The sequence below is a fragment of the Bradyrhizobium sp. cir1 genome (assembly GCF_014198245.1).
Lineage (GTDB): Bacteria > Pseudomonadota > Alphaproteobacteria > Rhizobiales > Xanthobacteraceae > Bradyrhizobium.
The window spans coordinates 126,228-142,342 of sequence record NZ_JACIHE010000006.1; the positions used below are offsets into that span (position 1 = coordinate 126,228).

Annotated in this window: 14 protein-coding genes and 2 pseudogenes; 11 read left to right on the forward strand and 5 right to left on the reverse strand. The window is 63.6% G+C overall.

What is annotated here, in order from left to right; translation table 11 throughout:
- The first annotated feature begins 43 nt into the window (after window positions 1–43).
- Window positions 44–829: an IclR family transcriptional regulator C-terminal domain-containing protein gene (locus GGD63_RS15285; protein WP_183243317.1), complete on the forward strand. Its 786-nt coding sequence runs from the start codon at window positions 44–46 to the stop codon at window positions 827–829.
- A 267-nt stretch (window positions 830–1,096) separates the two neighbouring features.
- On the opposite strand, the pseudogene GGD63_RS15290 reads toward GGD63_RS15285, so the two are convergent.
- Window positions 1,097–1,273: pseudogene (locus tag GGD63_RS15290) on the reverse strand (DUF736 domain-containing protein); the annotation flags it as partial.
- Here GGD63_RS15290 and GGD63_RS15295 point away from each other — a divergent pair.
- The 7 genes and pseudogenes from GGD63_RS15295 to GGD63_RS15325 all read left to right on the forward strand — a co-directional run.
- A pseudogene (locus GGD63_RS15295) lies at window positions 1,256–1,510 on the forward strand (Lrp/AsnC ligand binding domain-containing protein); the annotation flags it as partial. The pseudogenes GGD63_RS15290 and GGD63_RS15295 sit on opposite strands and share 18 nt — an antisense overlap.
- 965 nt (window positions 1,511–2,475) lie before the next feature.
- Window positions 2,476–4,128 carry an ABC transporter substrate-binding protein gene (locus GGD63_RS15300; protein ID WP_183243319.1) on the forward strand — a complete coding sequence of 551 codons (1,653 nt, stop codon included), beginning with the start codon at window positions 2,476–2,478 and terminating at the stop codon, window positions 4,126–4,128.
- Window positions 4,129–4,166: 38 nt separating this feature from the next.
- Complete coding sequence (locus tag GGD63_RS15305) at window positions 4,167–5,177, forward strand: ABC transporter permease (RefSeq protein ID WP_183243320.1); 1,011 nt, start codon at window positions 4,167–4,169, stop codon at window positions 5,175–5,177.
- Complete coding sequence (locus GGD63_RS15310) at window positions 5,174–6,022, forward strand: ABC transporter permease (RefSeq protein ID WP_183243323.1); 849 nt, start codon at window positions 5,174–5,176, stop codon at window positions 6,020–6,022. Before GGD63_RS15305 ends, GGD63_RS15310 begins: the two co-directional genes overlap by 4 nt.
- Entirely contained in the window at window positions 6,001–7,719 is a 1,719-nt protein-coding gene (locus GGD63_RS15315) for an ABC transporter ATP-binding protein (protein WP_183243325.1), read from the forward strand. The genes GGD63_RS15310 and GGD63_RS15315 overlap by 22 nt, the downstream gene beginning before the upstream one ends.
- 276 nt (window positions 7,720–7,995) lie before the next feature.
- A complete protein-coding gene (locus GGD63_RS15320; RefSeq protein ID WP_312013277.1) occupies window positions 7,996–8,622 on the forward strand; it encodes a nitroreductase family protein in 627 nt (208 codons plus the stop codon).
- Complete coding sequence (locus GGD63_RS15325) at window positions 8,619–9,194, forward strand: cysteine dioxygenase (RefSeq protein ID WP_183243329.1); 576 nt, start codon at window positions 8,619–8,621, stop codon at window positions 9,192–9,194. The genes GGD63_RS15320 and GGD63_RS15325 overlap by 4 nt, the downstream gene beginning before the upstream one ends.
- Window positions 9,195–9,269: 75 nt before the next feature.
- Here GGD63_RS15325 and GGD63_RS15330 read toward each other — a convergent pair whose 3' ends face one another.
- Both GGD63_RS15330 and GGD63_RS15335 read right to left on the reverse strand, forming a co-directional pair.
- Complete coding sequence (locus tag GGD63_RS15330; RefSeq protein WP_183243331.1) at window positions 9,270–10,283, reverse strand: DUF2891 domain-containing protein; 1,014 nt, start codon at window positions 10,281–10,283, stop codon at window positions 9,270–9,272.
- The gene (locus GGD63_RS15335; protein WP_183243333.1) at window positions 10,280–11,203 is read right to left on the reverse strand and encodes a hypothetical protein; all 924 of its coding nucleotides are present in this window, start codon (window positions 11,201–11,203) and stop codon (window positions 10,280–10,282) included. The genes GGD63_RS15330 and GGD63_RS15335 overlap by 4 nt, the downstream gene beginning before the upstream one ends.
- An 89-nt stretch (window positions 11,204–11,292) precedes the next feature.
- Here GGD63_RS15335 and GGD63_RS15340 point away from each other — a divergent pair, with 89 nt between their 5' ends.
- Window positions 11,293–12,207, forward strand: coding sequence for a LysR family transcriptional regulator (locus GGD63_RS15340; protein ID WP_183243720.1), 915 nt, complete (start codon window positions 11,293–11,295; stop codon window positions 12,205–12,207).
- Window positions 12,208–12,363: 156 nt separating this feature from the next.
- Complete coding sequence (locus GGD63_RS15345; RefSeq protein ID WP_183243335.1) at window positions 12,364–13,722, forward strand: FAD/NAD(P)-binding protein; 1,359 nt, start codon at window positions 12,364–12,366, stop codon at window positions 13,720–13,722.
- Here the strand turns inward: GGD63_RS15345 and GGD63_RS15350 are convergent.
- Together GGD63_RS15350 and GGD63_RS15355 are read right to left on the reverse strand one after the other, a co-directional pair.
- Entirely contained in the window at window positions 13,715–14,497 is a 783-nt protein-coding gene (locus GGD63_RS15350; RefSeq protein ID WP_183243337.1) for a class II aldolase/adducin family protein, read from the reverse strand. The two genes, GGD63_RS15345 and GGD63_RS15350, sit on opposite strands and share 8 nt — an antisense overlap.
- A gap of 15 nt (window positions 14,498–14,512) precedes the next feature.
- Window positions 14,513–15,538: an NAD(P)-dependent oxidoreductase gene (locus tag GGD63_RS15355; protein WP_246785486.1), complete on the reverse strand. Its 1,026-nt coding sequence runs from the start codon at window positions 15,536–15,538 to the stop codon at window positions 14,513–14,515.
- Between the two features lie 175 nt (window positions 15,539–15,713).
- Between GGD63_RS15355 and GGD63_RS15360 the strand changes: the two genes are divergently transcribed.
- The gene (locus GGD63_RS15360) at window positions 15,714–16,112 is read left to right on the forward strand and encodes a VOC family protein (RefSeq protein WP_183243339.1); all 399 of its coding nucleotides are present in this window, start codon (window positions 15,714–15,716) and stop codon (window positions 16,110–16,112) included.
- The last annotated feature ends 3 nt before the right edge of the window (window positions 16,113–16,115 follow it).

Below are 16,115 nucleotides of genomic sequence, written 5' to 3' on the forward strand. Positions count from 1 at the left end.
AGTCTGTGAAATGTTCGCAATGCGAACACGGCCGGAGGCGATCATGCACCGCAACGTCAGGGCACTTTCCCGAGGGTTGGCCCTGATCAATGAGCTCAACGCGAGCGGGCCGTCGAACGTCGTGCAGCTCGCGAAGAGGACGGGCCTCAACCGGACAACCTGCTACCGTTTACTCGATACGCTGCGCGAAGACGGCTACGTAACGTTCGACGAAACGAACGCTTTGTTCGGTTTGACGCCCCAAGTGCGCACGCTCAGCGAAGGCGTTTCTTCACGCGACCTATCGAGCCAGGCGGCGCTGCCGGCGATGTTCGGCCTGCTCGACGAGGTTTCATGGCCAAGCGACTTCGGGGTTTTTGAACTGGGGTCTGTGCTTATTCGGGAAAGCACTCACCCTTTCAGTCCTTTTTCCGTTCATCGGTCTATGGTCGGACGAAGGCGGTCTCTGGTGCGAAGTGCGCTCGGTAAAGCTATCCTGGCCGCGTCGAGGCCTACGCTGCGCCGCGAGATGCTCGAGATGACGGCCTCACTCGTCGAGGAAGATGCACCTTTGGCGAAGGACCCTCGCTACATCAACGAAATACTCTTGCAGACGAAAAGTGATGGATACGCTTCGTCTGTGGGGGGATCAGAGCCTGGCATCAGCGCCATTGCCCTGGCAATCGATGGCGGAGGTCCGGTGCTCGGCAGCATCAACCTGATTTTTTTCTCGTCGTCGATGACACCCGCAGCCGCCGCCAAGAAATACTTGGCTAGCATGAAGTCCGCAGTGAAAGAGATCGAACGCCGGTGGTCTGCTGCGAACAAGGCGCGGGGTAAGGTCTCTTGACCGTTTCGATATATATCGGCAAGGCGGCGATCGGTTGCCCCTACCTTCTTTCCCAATCTCCGGCGGACGTAACCTTAGGTCGGCAACGGGTCACAATGCGAAAAACTTAGACTGAGCAAATCTGGCCCGCTTTGTCGCGATGAGCGGACCTCCGAGACAGAGCGCAGTTTCGCGGATGGGCCAGCCAGCTGCGAAGTGGCGCTACGCTATGGATAGGCTTTTAAGAACCCCCGCCCGATTTGGTCGGACGGGGCTTGGTGTGCGCTCTTACTCGCCGGTCTTGCGCGGCCGCGACCAGAGCAGGGTGTAGCCTTCACCGCCTTCGTCGTCGAGCAGGTTCGCGTAGATCGGCGCGTTGAACGAGGGGTCGTCGAGCTTGAGTGAGAGGTAATCGCGGCCCTCTTCAGAGCGCTTCGACCAAACCGCGCCGATCACTCCGATGCCTGGCTAAAGCGTTTCGCCGCTGCCATCAGCGCTACGCCCGAGGTGATGGAATTTTATCGGATGGCCGGCGATGTCGACTACATGCTGCGCGTCGTCATCCCGGACATGCAAAGCTACTTCGTGTTCTACAAGAAGCTGATCCACGCCGTTCCGCTCAAGAACGTCACCTCGCGTTTCGCGATGGAGAAGATCAAATCCATCACGGCCCTGCCGGTGCCGCCGATCGCGGTTGATTAAGGCAATACGCTCTAGCGGACGCCCGGTAGGCATCACCCGGTAACAACTCTCCTCGCTAGGAGCGACGAGCACAATCGCCCCCCGGGGTTGGTCGCCAGCACCGCCCCTTGGAGCCCGCCGCTCCCCTCGAAATCGCGCGCATGTCATGCCCGGCGACAGCGGCAGTGCGCATCTGCTCTCCCATTGAGAGCCGCGCTTCCCCGATCAATCCGCCTGTTTCAAACGCCTGCTCACGTTGGCCTGCGCAGGATTTTTCTTGATTTCCCGGTGCACACGTTATGCACACGCGGCCTTCTAACTGATTGAAAGACTTTAACTCTCGCTCCAATCCATCATGGGGGCCGTCGAAAATCTGCGATCTAAGCGGTTCATTTTATTGATATATTTCGGATCGGGTCGGCTCTATCTGCAATTGGACCGATTGAGAAATCCAATTTGACGAGGCTTCTGCCACCGGGCTCTTCTAGGGCCATATATGCCGGAATTGGAAGCGGAAATCACATATTCGGATTTTCAGTGCACACGTAGCGGAGTCAAGGGCGCACACAGGTTCGTGGCCAGAATTTCTCCGAGTGCTCGGCTTCCGAGCTCACTTATACTCACTTCGCGATGTGAGTATAAGTTCCGCTCTTGCCACGGCCCTTTCAAGCGGGCGACACGCCAAAAAATTGACGAGTTCGCGGGGACCGTTTTCGACGCCGGCCCCGAACCGACATGCGATCAAGTGCGGCAATCGTCACGTATTTGGTCGCAAGACAACCTCGGCCGAGTGCGTTCGCGCTGACGACAAAATAGCTGTCACTCACATCGCCCGGATCCCGAAGCATTTGTTGTCCATCTCCAGCAAAATTTGGAATGGCCAGGTCCGTTCGTTTCCCTTCTCCTACGAAGAAACGCCGATCGGGCCGAGGCATCTCCATGAATGCAGTGCCCCGACCGACACTACCGATCATCAGGGGCTATCCATGACCGCGCGCTTCTCCTCACTCTGGGTCTCCCGGCGTCGCCTGTTGGCCGCGACCTCTGTGGCGACCGCCGCCGCCTTGACGGCGATGGCGGGCCTGTCTCCTGCGCGAAGCGCCAGCGCTCCACCGAGCGGCGGCGACATCACCTTCCTCATCGACTCGCTCGGCAGCACCTGGATTCCGAACAACAGTGCGATCTCCAGCTTCCAGGGGCATATCTGGGGCCATGTGACGGACAAGCTGGTCTACGTCGATGCTGACGGCAAGGTCAGCCCCTGGATCGCCGAGCGTTGGGAGCAGAATGACGATGCCACCCAGTTCACGCTCCACCTCAAGAAGGGCGTGACCTTCTCCGACGGCACGCCGCTCGATGCATCGGCCGTCGTCGCCAATCTCGACATCTGGTATGCTGGCCGCAAGAACGAGGGCATCAACCCGATCGGGCTGTTTCCGAAGACCTATGCCCGCGCCGAGGCGGTCGACGCGGCGACAGTGAAAGTCTTCTTCAAGGCACCGACGCTCGGATTCATCCCGACGCTCGGCTATCACGGTTCGATCCTCATCTCGCCAAAGACGATCGCACAGCCTGCAGCCCAGCAGGCTGACCTCTCCAAGACATCCGGCAGCGGACCGTACGTGGTCGCTTCCTGGAAGGAAGGCGACTTCGTCAAGCTGGTGAAGCGCAAGGACTACAATTGGAGTCCCGCCGCCGTCGGCCACACCGGCCCGGCCTACCTCAATTCGATCACCTACAAGCTCGTGTCGGAGCCGTCGCTGCGGGTCGCGGCTGTCCAGTCGGGACAGGCCGATGTTGCCTACAGCCCCTCACCGCAGGAATTGAAGTCTCTCAAGGAGTCCGGGTTCACGATCGCGACGCCGCGCTATCTCGGCTTCGTCAACGGCCTCGCGATCAACACCAAGCTGGAGCCGTATAACGACGTCAAGGTGCGGCAGGCGCTCCAGGCGGGCGTCAATCGCAAGGAGATCATCGACACCGTCTATACGCCCGACTGGAAGCTGGCGACGTCCTTCATCCAGAGCAACGTGCCCGGTGCGACCGACCACAGCGACCTCCTGGCCTACAATCCCGGCAAGGCCGAGAAGCTTCTCGACGAAGCTGGCTGGATCAAGGGGACCAATGGCATCCGCACCAAGGACGGCAAGCAGCTGTCGCTGACGCTTCACTCCAACCCCTACCTCGCGACGGCAAGGTCGATCGACGAGCTCATCGCCCAGCAACTCGGCAAGATCGGGTGGAAGGTCACCATCCGGGCCTACGACGTCGTGACGTTCGGCGAGAAGGTCCGGTTCGGCGGTGCGGCCGTGCCGGCCTACGAGGTGACGCGCAGCTTCATCGACGCGGGCACGGTAGCCAGCATCCTCACCGACGCGAACAACGGCGAGAACTGGTTCAATCTCGGCGATAGCGACAAGAAGCTCAACGAGCTGCGCGACAAGATCGCCGGCGCGGCTTCTCTCGACATTCGCAATCCGCTACTCGACGAGTTGCAGACCTACGTTCTCGAGCAAGGCTACTTCATCCCGCGCACGCAGATCGTTCAGCGGATCTACGTACAGTCTCCGAAGCTCAAGGGAGAGGTCTACAACGGCATCGCCTACGCCAGCTATTACACGGCGACGATCGGTGAGTAAGGCGCCGTGCAAGCGGGCAATGTAAGGAGTCGACCGGTATGAGAGGCACCTATCTGTCCTATGCCGCAAAGCGTTTCGCCCAGGCCGTCGTCGTCATCCTGCTGGCTTACGTCTTCACTTTCGTCGTCGTCAGCATCCTGCCGGGCGATCCCATCACCAATGTGCTACGCGACCCGCAGAACGGGTTCAGCGAAGACCAAATCAGGCAGATCATTGCCGCCCAGGGGTTAGACAAGCCGATTCCAGTCCAGCTCTGGACGTCCTTGTCAAACTTCGTGACAGGCGACCTCGGCTTGTCGATGCGGTCGAGCCGGCCGGTGACAACCCTGATCGCCGAAGTTCTTCCGTCAACGTTGATCCTTGCATCCGCAGCATTCGCCATCGCGCTGCTGCTGGCGCTGACGATTGCCTACGGCACGCAGTTCGTTCCGAAGCGCTTCGGCCAGGGCTTGCTGCGCGGTTTTCCGTCGTTGTTCCTGTCGGTACCCAATTTCGTGATCGGCCTGGCGCTGATCCATATCTTCGGTTTCCAGCTTGGACTGTTTCGCGTGATCGCGCCTGATAGCTTCTGGGCAACCTTTTTCGCCGCGATCGCGCTCGGAGTGCCCATCTCGGCGCGGATCACCGAGGTGCTGATCGCGAACCTCGACAAGGAATCCGAGCAGGAATACGCCGCCGTTGCGCGCAGCCGTGGACTGGGACAAGCGCGTCTGTTTGCCAGGCATTTGCTCAAGCCCTCTTCGCTCCCGGTCGTCACCGTCATCGCACTCGCCATCGGTGAACTGCTGGGCGGTTCGCTTATCACCGAGACTGTGTTCGGACGCACCGGCATCGGCAGCCTGGTGCAGCGCTCGGTGAGCACGCAGGACCTGCCTGTCCTGCAGGCGGTCGTCTCGCTCGCCGCAGTCGTGTTCGTGCTCGTCAACCTGATCGCCGATCTGGTCTATCCGCTGCTCGACCCGCGCGTGAAGCTGATCGGCGGTCCCAGGGTGCGCCCGACCACCGCCGACGACGCCGCGACTGCCACATCCGCGGCGGTGACATCGTGACCCTCGCCTCCTTTTCCTCTGCTTCGCGCGACACGTCGATCGGCCGGCTGGCAGTTCTTCGGGTGCCGCCGACCGTCGCCCTTTCTTTCGTGGTCATCGCCCTGGTGATCGCATGGTCGCTGGCGCCGGGCTTGTTCACCGGCCATAGCCCTGTTGTCGGCGTCCCCGCGGACAAGCTGCTGAGCCCGAGTGCCGCGCACTGGTTCGGCACCGATCACCTCGGCCGAGACCTCTATACCCGCGTCGTCTACGGCACGGCGTCCTCGGTGACGAGCGCGCTCATCGCCGTCGTCATTGCCGCCGTAGCAGGCGGGCTGATAGGCCTCCTGGCGGGCTTTCTCGGCGGCTGGGTGGACATCGTGCTCGCCCGCCTGGTCGACGTGCTGCTGGCGATCCCGAACTTCCTGCTGGCGGTCATCGTCGTCACCGCGATCGGTTTTGACACCACCAACGCCGCGATCGCGACCGGCGTCTCGGCAGTGGCCGTGTTCGCGCGGGTGATGCGTTCGGAAGTGATCAAGACCCGGCAGGCGGTTTTCGTCGAGGCGGCGTTCCTGATGGGCGGCTCGCGCTGGCACATTCTGCTGCGGCACGTTCTGCCGAACGCATCGCGCTCGGTGCTCCCGCTCGCGGTGCTGCAATTCGGCCTGTCGATCCTGGTGATCGCGAGCCTCGCCTTCCTCGGTTACGGCGATCCCCCGCCTGCCTCGGATTGGGGCCTGCTGATCTCGATCGGCAAGGACTACCTCAAATGGCCGTGGCTGGTATACGCGCCGGCCTTTGTCACGATCGCGACCGTCCTCTCCGTGAACAGGATCAGCCGATGGCTGCGCAAGACAGACTGACCGCCGACACATTCACGCGCGCCGAGCGCACCGCGCCAGTGCCGCTGCGCCCGCTGCCATTGCTTCGGGTCGATGGCCTCTCGGTCTGCTACGGGCCGCACGAAGTCGTCACCAAGGTGGGCTTTGAACTCGGCCGCGGCGAGAGCCTCGCCCTCATCGGGGAGTCCGGCTCCGGCAAATCGACGATCGCCCGCGCGATGCTGCGGCTACTCCCCAGCGGTGGACGCGCCACCGGCCGCGTCGCGTTCGACGGCCAGGAGGTGCTTGATATCTCCGAGCGCGGCTTCCGGCCGCTGCGGGGGCGCGCCATCGGATTCGTGCCGCAGGACCCCGCCAACTCGCTCAACCCGGTACGGACGATCGGCGCCCAGGCACAGGAGGCGGCCGCGCTGCTCGACGAGCCGGACAGGGCGATCCGCAAGCAGCTCATCCTGGAGACGTTTGCCGAGGTCGGGCTCGACAACCCTCAGCGTGTCTACGGCTCCTATCCGCACCAGCTCTCCGGCGGCATGCTCCAGCGGGTGCTGATTGGCCTTGCGATCCTTCCGCGGCCGGCACTGCTTGTGGCGGATGAGCCGACCTCCGCGCTCGACGTCACGATCCAGAAGCGCATCCTGGACCTGCTCACGCGGCTGCAGCACGATCTCAAGATCAGCCTGCTGCTCATCACCCACGATCTGGCGATCGCCGCCGAACGGGCGAACGCACTGGTGGTGCTCAAAGACGGCGTCATTCAGGAAGCCGGCCGGACCGCTTCCGTCTTCTCCTCGCCGGCGTCGGCCTACGCCAGGAAGCTGCGCGCCGACGTTCCGGCCCTCAATCCTGACCGCTACGCCGCGCTGCGCGACGTGGGCTTCCGAACTTTCAAGACCGGCGACACTGCGGCACCAAAGATCGAGGTCAGCGCCGTCACGAAGACCTTCACCGTCGACGGCAAGACGCTGACGGCCGCAAGCGATTTGTCGTTCACCGTTCCGGCCGGCACCACGCACGCGCTGGTCGGCGAGTCCGGCTCCGGCAAGACGACGGCGGTGCGGCTGCTGCTGGGTCTCGAGCAACCCGACACCGGCAGCATCTCGGTCGCGGGCGAGCAGATCACCGGTCGTTCGCCCGCGGCATTGCGCTCCGCGTGGCGTCACCTTCAACTGGTCTATCAGAACCCGTTTACCTCCCTCGACCCGACCTGGACGATCGAGCGGCTGGTGCGCGAGCCGCTCGATCGTTTCAAGGTTGGAACCAACAAGGAACGCGACGAACGGGTTCTCGAGGCGTTGGCCGATGTCGGTCTCGGTCGGCATCTGCTCTCCCGAAAGCCGGGAGCCCTGTCAGGCGGCCAGCGCCAGCGCGTTGCCATCGCCCGCGCGCTGGTGCTCAAGCCCGAGGTGATCGTGCTCGACGAACCCACCTCCGCACTCGACGTCAGCGTCCAGGCCGGCATCGTCGAAGTCCTGCTCACGCTACAGGCCAATCTCGGCCTGACCTATGTGTTCGTCTCGCACGACCTGGCGCTGGTGCGCCAGCTCGCCCACACCGTCTCGGTGATGCACCGCGGACGCATCGTCGAGCATGGGACCGTCGCCGACATCTTCGACGATCCGCGGCAGCCCTATACAAAGTCGCTGCTGGAATCGATCCCGTCGGGCGGCGCCGGTGTTGCGCAGGCGACGCGCGCGCGTCCCCGCGTGACCGCAGGTTGAAATCCACGATCGGCCTCCATTCCGCGGAAATACGCTGCTCGTAACACAATACCGGCAATGACAACTTATCTTGCCGGTGCAGGCTCGACGGGCCGCAAGGAATTGTTCCGCCTGCAGGCAATCCGGAAAATGTGGTTCTCAGGAACTCTTCGCGCTCGCAGAGATCCTGCCAAACTTGATTCCGACGCGAGTATCCTGTGTGCGGCACGACATTGTCCGTGATATCTGCTGACGCAGCGCATGTTGTACATGCCTCGTCGCAAAAAGAGAGATACCGTGACAGTCCAGACATCGCAGCGCACGAACCGCGTCGCTGACCACCCAGCCGAGCGCATCTTCGTCGACCGCTGGTCCCCCCGGGGATTTTCCCAGGAGCAGATTTCGGAAGGCGAACTGCGGACGTTGTTCGAGGCGGCCCGATGGGCGCCCTCCGCCTACAACTCGCAGCCATGGCGTTTTCTCTACGCTCTCAGAGGCGAGACGGATTTTGACGCCTTTCTCGCTCCCCTGATCGACTTCAATCGGGGATGGGCTCAACATGCGGCTGCCTTGATCTACCTTCTTTCCAGAAAGGAGTTCACGCCGCCCGGCAAGACCGAAGCGCAATTCTCGCGAACCCACTCCTTCGATGCAGGCGCCGCATGGGCCAATTTCGCCAACCAGGCCGCAATCGGCGGCTGGGCGGCTCACGGCATGAGCGGCTTCGACGTCGACAAGGCGCGCACGCTCCTCGGCGTCCCTCAGGGATTCGACGTCGAGATCGTGATCGCGCTCGGTCGCAAGGGCGATGGAGCGCATCTGGCACCCGCCCTGCTTCAGCGCGAGCAGCCGAGCCCGCGCGCATCCGTCGACGAGTTCGTCGCGCGTGGTCTGTTTCCAAAGCGGTTCGAGACCGCGCGATGACCGGCCTGCCCAAACTCCGCACCTTCGTCGCCGAAGTCGCCCAGGTCGTCGAAGCGAAGCTGGATGAGCGCGCGACCCTCGCTCGGCTCGCGCCGAAGCTCAAGGAGCTGGTCACCGCGGACGACTGGCTGCCGGACGAATACGCGGCGGCCGATGGCAAGGCCTATCGGCAATACCTGCTCTACGCGGATCCGCTCGACCGTTTCTCCATCGTCAGCTTCGTCTGGGGGCCCGGACAGGGCACCCCGATCCACGACCATCGCGTCTGGGGACTGGTGGGCGTATTGCGGGGAGAAGAGCTCTCGGTGAGCTACGCGCGGCAACCCGACGGCTCGTTGCGGCCCGGCGCCACCGAGCGCCTGGCGAAAGGCACCGTGGCCGCCGTCTCGCCGGATATCGGCGATATTCATGCGATCTCGAACGGCCTGGCGGACAAGTCGTCGATCAGCATTCATGTCTATGGCGGCAACATCGGCAGGATCCACCGCTCCGTCTTCGATGCGACGACCGGAGCCGAGCACGAGTTCGTCTCGGGATATTCGAACGCGTTCGTGCCCAATCTCTGGATCTGAGGCCTGCCAGCATCGTCGGCAGATCTGTTTCCGCCGCTCTGAAATGTGCCCGGAGCACGGAAACAGCTTGCGCTCCTAATCGTCATCGTCCAGCGCCAGCACGGCGAAGCTCGCGAGCCAGTGCTCGCCCATATAATGCTCGGCGATATGAGGAAGGCCTGCGGCCAGATGCTCGCGCGCGGCTTCGTGAGCAATGGCGCGACGAGGGTCGGCTGCTGGCAACGCATTGCCGAGCGAACGCCAGCACCAGGCGCGGCTGAGGTTGAGGCCGTCGAGATGAGCGATCTTGCCGTCGCTGCGATCGCTGACCGAGGCAGGCCGGAAGAGCGTCGCCGGCTGCCGGTCGGACAATCGCGGCAGGAACTGACCGAACCAGGGCAAGAACTCGTTCGGCGGCAACAGGCGCCGCATGCACTCCGCCTCGATCAGTGCTGACGACTGAAAATCGTCACCGCTCGGCTCACCCCAGGCCGGGCAATCGCGATCCTCGCCATACCAGCGCTGGCCGGTCTCGCGCAGCAGCTTCGTCAGATCGTCGTCCTTACTGATATCGGAATAGTCCGCGGCCATGCGCAGGCCGAACGCGGTGTTGAAATGCGTGCCGACGCGCACTGGATATGTCGCACGCGGCAGGAAGTCGCGAAAGCGTTGCGCGATGACCTCGGCCAGCGGTGCGAGATTGCGGCTCCAGCGGTCTTCAGATTGCAACGCCAGCTCGGTTGCCAGCTTCAACAGCCAGGCCCAGCCATAGGGTCGCTTGAAGCCGCGCGCGGTCGGGCGAGCGAAGTAAGCACGCTCGGCGGCGACCTTGTCGGCAACGAACTGCGTGTCGAACAGCGCGCGGATGTCGGGAGCCGGCGCAAAATCAGGATAGCGGCGCAAGAGGCGCGCCAGCATCCAGTAGCTGTGGACGCAGGAGTGCCAGTCATAGCTGCCATAGAAGATCGGGTGCAGCTCGCTCGGCGTGCGGGCGTCCGACGGTTCGGCCAGCGCGTGGTCCACATTGTTGGGATATTCGCGCCTGACATGGCCGAGCGCGATGCGGGCGAAATGCTGGGCGTGGTCGAGGGTGAGACGGGGCGTGGTCACGGCTTGGCCTCTTCAGATTTGCGGCTGATCAATGTCTCGATCAGCCGCGGCAGAAGGTAGATCGGAAATTGCGTCGCGGCGAAGTATAGGGCCATGCGTGGCGAGGCGGCAGCTCCCAGCGCCGACCAGACCAGGCCGACATTGCGATTGCCGAGGATGAGACCGACGGTCAGGCGCTGGCCCAGATTCCCCGGCAGCAGCGCGGCACCCGCAGCTTGAAGGGCGATATTGCACGCAAAGGCGAGCCCGAGGAACAGCGTGGCGGCTTGCACATCCGCGGCAATCTGCGCGCGAATGCCGGCCATGGTGGCAACGGCAAAGACGAGGAGCGCCGTGACGACGATCCCGTCGACAACCTCGCCAAGGCCCGCCAGCATCGAAGCCGCATGCCGCCGGACCAGGAACGCCACGCCCTCGGCGCTGCCGATGAGCAGCGCCAGACGCAGTGCAAGCTCGATCGCGCTGATCTCCAGTCCCCCGAACCAGCCCGCCAAAAGCGGCACGGTGACCGGCGCCAGCACCATGGACAACACCGTCACCACGAGCGGCACCGCGCCGTCGAGCCCGAGCATGCGCGCCACCGCCGCGGTTCCGCTCGACGGCGGCGCCGAGACGGCGAGCACGACCGCAAGCGCGATCTCCGGGCTGAGGTTTAGGGCGCGGCCGGCAACACCGACCAGCAGCGGACAGGCAACCATGACGATTGCGGGAAGCAGCAGCGAGAGTGATGGCCGCCGTAGCGCGGCGATGACAGCCTGGCTATCGATCCGCAGCAGCGTTCCGAGCACGATCAGGAAGATCGTAGTTGGCATCAAGGGGCGAGCGAGGTCCGCAAGAGCCGGACAGGCGAGCCCGAGCAGGACGCCGAGCGCCAGCAGTGTCGGTCCGCGCGGGATCAAGCGCAGGGGTAAGGGTCGCATACGCCTCGTCCAATCATGTCCTCTCCGCCGAAAGACCACACCCCGCATCATTCTTGAAATCGATTATTGCCATATCTATCATCGCTCGGATGAATTTGGCTTCTGTCGACCTCAACCTCCTGGTCGCCTTCGAGGCGCTCATGGAGGAACGCCACGTGACCCGCGCCGGAGAGCGCATCGGCCTGGCGCAACCTTCAATGAGCAGCGCGCTGACGCGGCTGCGCGCGCTGTTTGACGATCCGCTCTTCGTGCGTTCGGCCTCCGGCATGCAGCCGACGGCCAAGGCGCTGGCGCTGACCCAACCGATCAGCGACGCCCTGGCTCAGATCAGGGGTGTGCTCGCGCCCACATCAGCATTCAATCCGGCGACAGCCAGCCGCCGCCTGTCGATCGCCGCGACCGATTACGGCGACCTCATCGTGGTGCCGCCACTGGTCGAGGCGCTGCGGCGGGAAGCTCCGGGGATCGATCTCGTGGTGCGCCCCATCATCGATCCGGCCGCGAGTGTCGCGAGCCTCGAGCGCGGCGATGTCGACGTGTTGATCGGCGGCCACCTTCCAGCCTCCCAGCGCATCACCCGATGCGCGCTGTTCGCGGAGAAGTTCGTCTGCATTCGCGACGCCAAGCGCGCCAGGCGAAAGGCGCGGCTCACCCGGGATGAGTATGCGTGTCTTCCGCATGTGCTGTTCTCGTCCGCCGGCGGCGACGGGCTTCCTGGCGCTATCGACACGATGCTGAGCCGGCATGGACGCAAGCGCCGGACGGCGATCACGCTTGCTCATGTCGTCGCGGTGCCGTTTGCCGTCGCCGGCACTGATCTGGTAGCGACCATGGCCGAGCGCATCGCGCGCCGCTTCGCGGCCGCCGCCGGCGTATCCGTCGTTCCGGTTCCTTACGATGTCGAGGCGTTCAATATCGACCTGCTGCATACCCGCCGCGCGATCGCGGATCCGGCACTGCGCTGGTTCATCGAGTTAATCAGTCGTGCTTGCAAGGAAATTTGACAAGATCGTTCCAGCAAATGGCGCCTCAGAGGGGCGTCACCACCATCGATCCAATGAAGGATAGAATATTTAACTTGTCTGACTATCAACGCATTTGAGCGGTAGAATTTCCCCGTCCTGCGACGTTGACCAAGCGACCAGAACGGGGGCGGCACGATGGGTCCGGAGGGGCGGCACGCTATCGTCATCGGCGGAGGCGCCAGCGGCGTCCTTCTCGCCTTTCAGCTCCTGAAGGACGGTCCATCCCATTTTCGCGTCACGCTGATCGAAAAGAGGCCCGAGATCGGACGCGGACTTGCCTATCATGCAGGCAATCCCGAACATCTCCTCAATGTGCGCGTGACGAATATGAGCGCGCTGCCAGACGATCCCGACCATTTCTGGAACTGGCTGTGTGCGCAGCCCGGCGGGCCGCTGTGTCCGGATCCTTATTGTTTCGTTCCACGGCAGACCTACGGGGACTATCTCGCCGATCTGATCGCGCCGCTGAGATCGCGCGACGGGACACAAGGCCTGACCATCGTGCGCGGCGAATGCGTGTCGATCCGAGAAAATCCTTCCGACGTCGCGGTCACCCTTGCAGACGGAACATGCATCACCGGGAGCACGGCCATTCTCGCGACCGGCCATGACGCCGCAGCGCCGCTGCTGGCCGGTCATGCCGAACCCTGGGCATCACCCGCCGACGCCGGCATCGACCCGAACGCCACCGTGCTCATCCTCGGCACCGGCCTCTCGATGGTGGATTATGTCCTGTCGTTGCTGCGCCACGGACATCAGGGGCGGATCGTCGCAATGTCGCGGCGCGGCCTGCTGCCGCGGGCGCACCAGCGCGTCGATCCGATGCGCTTTGCCGAGAGCGAGATTCCGTTCGGCGCCGAGATAGGCACGCTGCTGCACTGGTTTCGCCGCCGCATCGAGATGCATGTCGCTGCGGGCGGCGACTGGCGCGCCACCATCGATGCGATCAGGCCCTTCACCCAGCGGCTTTGGCAGGAGCTGCCGTTGAGCTCCAGGCGCCGTTTCCTGGAACACGCCCGCGCCTGGTGGGATGTCCATCGCCACCGCACTGCGCCGGAGGTCGAGGCGCACATTGCGGAGGCTCTCGCGGCAAAGCGGCTGACGGTCATCGCCGGCAAGCTCGCCACCGTCACGCCGAACGCTGGCGGTGCTCTCGTTCGCTATCGCCAGCGCGGCCAGACTGAGACGTCCGAGCTGCAGGTCGGAGCCATCATCGACTGCACCGGTATCGTCCGCGATCCTGGCGCCAGCACCAACCCGGCCGTGCGCAGCCTGCTCGACGAGGGCCTTGCCCGCATCGATCCGCTGCGGATCGGGATCGACGTCACGCGCGACTGCGCGATCGTCAATCGCGACGGGTCCCCATCGCGACGTCTCTACGCCGTCGGCCCGCTGACGCGGGCCGCATTCTGGGAAATCATCGCGGTTCCCGACATCAGGCAGCAATGCGCGGAGCTCGCCGCCCGGCTCCGCGCGACCGTGACCGCTAGTTGAACAGATCCGGCTCGGCCTCGGTGATCCAGTCCCACAGCGGCTGGAAGCTGAAATAGCCGCCCTTGTGCGTGCCGACCTGCCGTGAAGTCAGGCTGGCGATCTCGTGCGGGATCGGCTTTGGCGTGCCGGCGGCCTCGGCAAGCAACTGGGCGCGCGCGGCATTGTCCATCGCGATGTACCACCACGCGGCCGCCTCGATGGTCGGCCCCACCGTGAGCAGGCCATGGTTCTGCAAGATGGCGGCCTTCTTCGATCCCAGCGCCTGCGCGATCTTGCGGCCCTCTTCCGCTTCCAGCACGACGCCGGAGAAGGGATCGAACAGCACGTGATCCTCGTAGAACGCGCAGGAATCCTGCGTCAGCGGATCGAGCAGGCGGCCGAGCGCCGACCAGGCCTTGCCGTAGGTCGAATGGGTGTGGGCCGCCGCGATCACTTCCGGATGCGCGGCGTGAATCGCCGAGTGAATCACGAAGCCGGCCTGGTTGATCGGCTTGTCGCCGATCAGGATGTTGCCGTCGTGATCGACAAGCTGAAGGTCAGAGACCTTGATCTGACTAAAATGCTTCGAGAGCGGGTTGATCCAGAACCGTTCGGGGAATTCCGGATCACGCACGGTGACGTGACCTGCGAGGCCCTGATCGAAGCCATAGCGCGAGAACAGGCGGAACGTTGCGGCAAGCCGCTGTTTGCGATGCAGCCGCTCCTCCTCGAACGTCGCCGCCGGCGCACGCTCGACCAGGGAATACTTTTTGGGCTTCTCGACGACCTTGTTCATTGTTGCGGCTCCTTCTTAGTATTCAAGATTCCTGTCGAAGACGTCGGCCAGTGCCACGCCATGCGCATAGGCGTCGAGGTTGACCAGCGTCTTGTCGGCCAGCCGCTTGGCATCCTCGCCACCCGTCCACGACACGTGCGGGGTCAGGACAACCTTGGGATGGCCATAGATCGGATCGCCTTCCGGCGGCGGCTCGGGGTCGGTGACATCGAGCGTCGCGCCGGCAATCTGTCCCTCGTCGAGCGCCTGCAACACCGCGCTCTGATCGACGATCCGCCCGCGCGCGACATTGATCAGGTGCAGCGACGTCTTGGCCCGCGCAAGCACGTCGGCGTTGATCAGACGCGTCGTCTTCGTCGTCGCCGGCAAAGCAAGAACAAGATGATCGGAGACCTCGACCAGCTGCTCGATGCTGTCGACAGGCTGGATGCCCGGAAGGATATATGGCCAGGCCGAGCGCCGCAAAACCCTGATGTTGACACCGAACGGCTTGACGCGTTCGACGACGGCGCGGCCGATGGCGCCGAAGCCGGCGATGCCGATCGTCTTGCCGCTGAGCGAGCCCAGCGGGGTGATCTTCCATTCTGCACGGCTGCGCAGCCTGATATCGTGGATGCGCTTCTCGAAGCCAAGGATCGCCGCAAGGACATATTCCGCGATCGGATCGGCCGAGATGCCGCGACCGACCGTGACCACGGGACCGTCGAGCAACCACGCCGGAAAGAAATCGATGCCTGTCGAAGCGGTCTGAATCCAGCGGACGCCGAACGGCCAGCCGGCCGGCTTCTCCTTGGGCGCGCCGTGCCAGCCCGCCAGCGGCCGCGTCAGCAACACGTCGGCCTCGGGCGTGATCTCCCATGGCGCGCGATCGGCGGGATGATCGATGATCAGCGGTCGCGACCAGTGGTCGACCAGGGCGGCACGAACCTCAGCGCCGAGCTGATTGACGATGATCGGCGATTGTACGCTGGCAGATGCGCGCCGGCTTTCAATTCGAGGAGTGTTCATGTCGCGACGCTCGAGATGATAACGAAGCGACATGCTAGGCGCTCGGGAAAGGATAGTCTTTTCAAAGATCATCGGCATCGGGCAACAACAGGACGACACCTCCGATCGAGGCGTAAGAAATCGTCTCCGCTCGTTGCCCGTCGGTACGCTCGCAGGTTGACAACATCACAAGCGATCCAATCTTGACTGCAGAACAAGGAGCTCACCCATGAAAATCCTCAACATCCTGACCCGGCGCTGCCTGCCGCTCGAAGAACTGGATGCGGCCGTCACCTTTTACGAAACGCTGATCGGTCAGAAAGCGCGCCTCCGCTTTGATTATCCCGAGTACGATCTGCGACTTGCGCAGGTCGCATCGATCCTGCTCATCGCCGGGACCGAACAGAGCCTGAGGCGGTTCACCGCGACGCATATGACGTTCATGGTGGAGGACATTGAGGCTTTTGCCGCGCACCTGCCAACGGTCGGCGCGACGATCCTGGAGGCACCAAAGCCAGTGCCGACAGGCCGCAACATGCTGGTGCGGCATCCGGACCAGACGCTCGTCGAATATGTCGAGCACAACGACAAGCATCCGGCGGATGTGCTGTCGTCGGCCTCCCGCTGATCT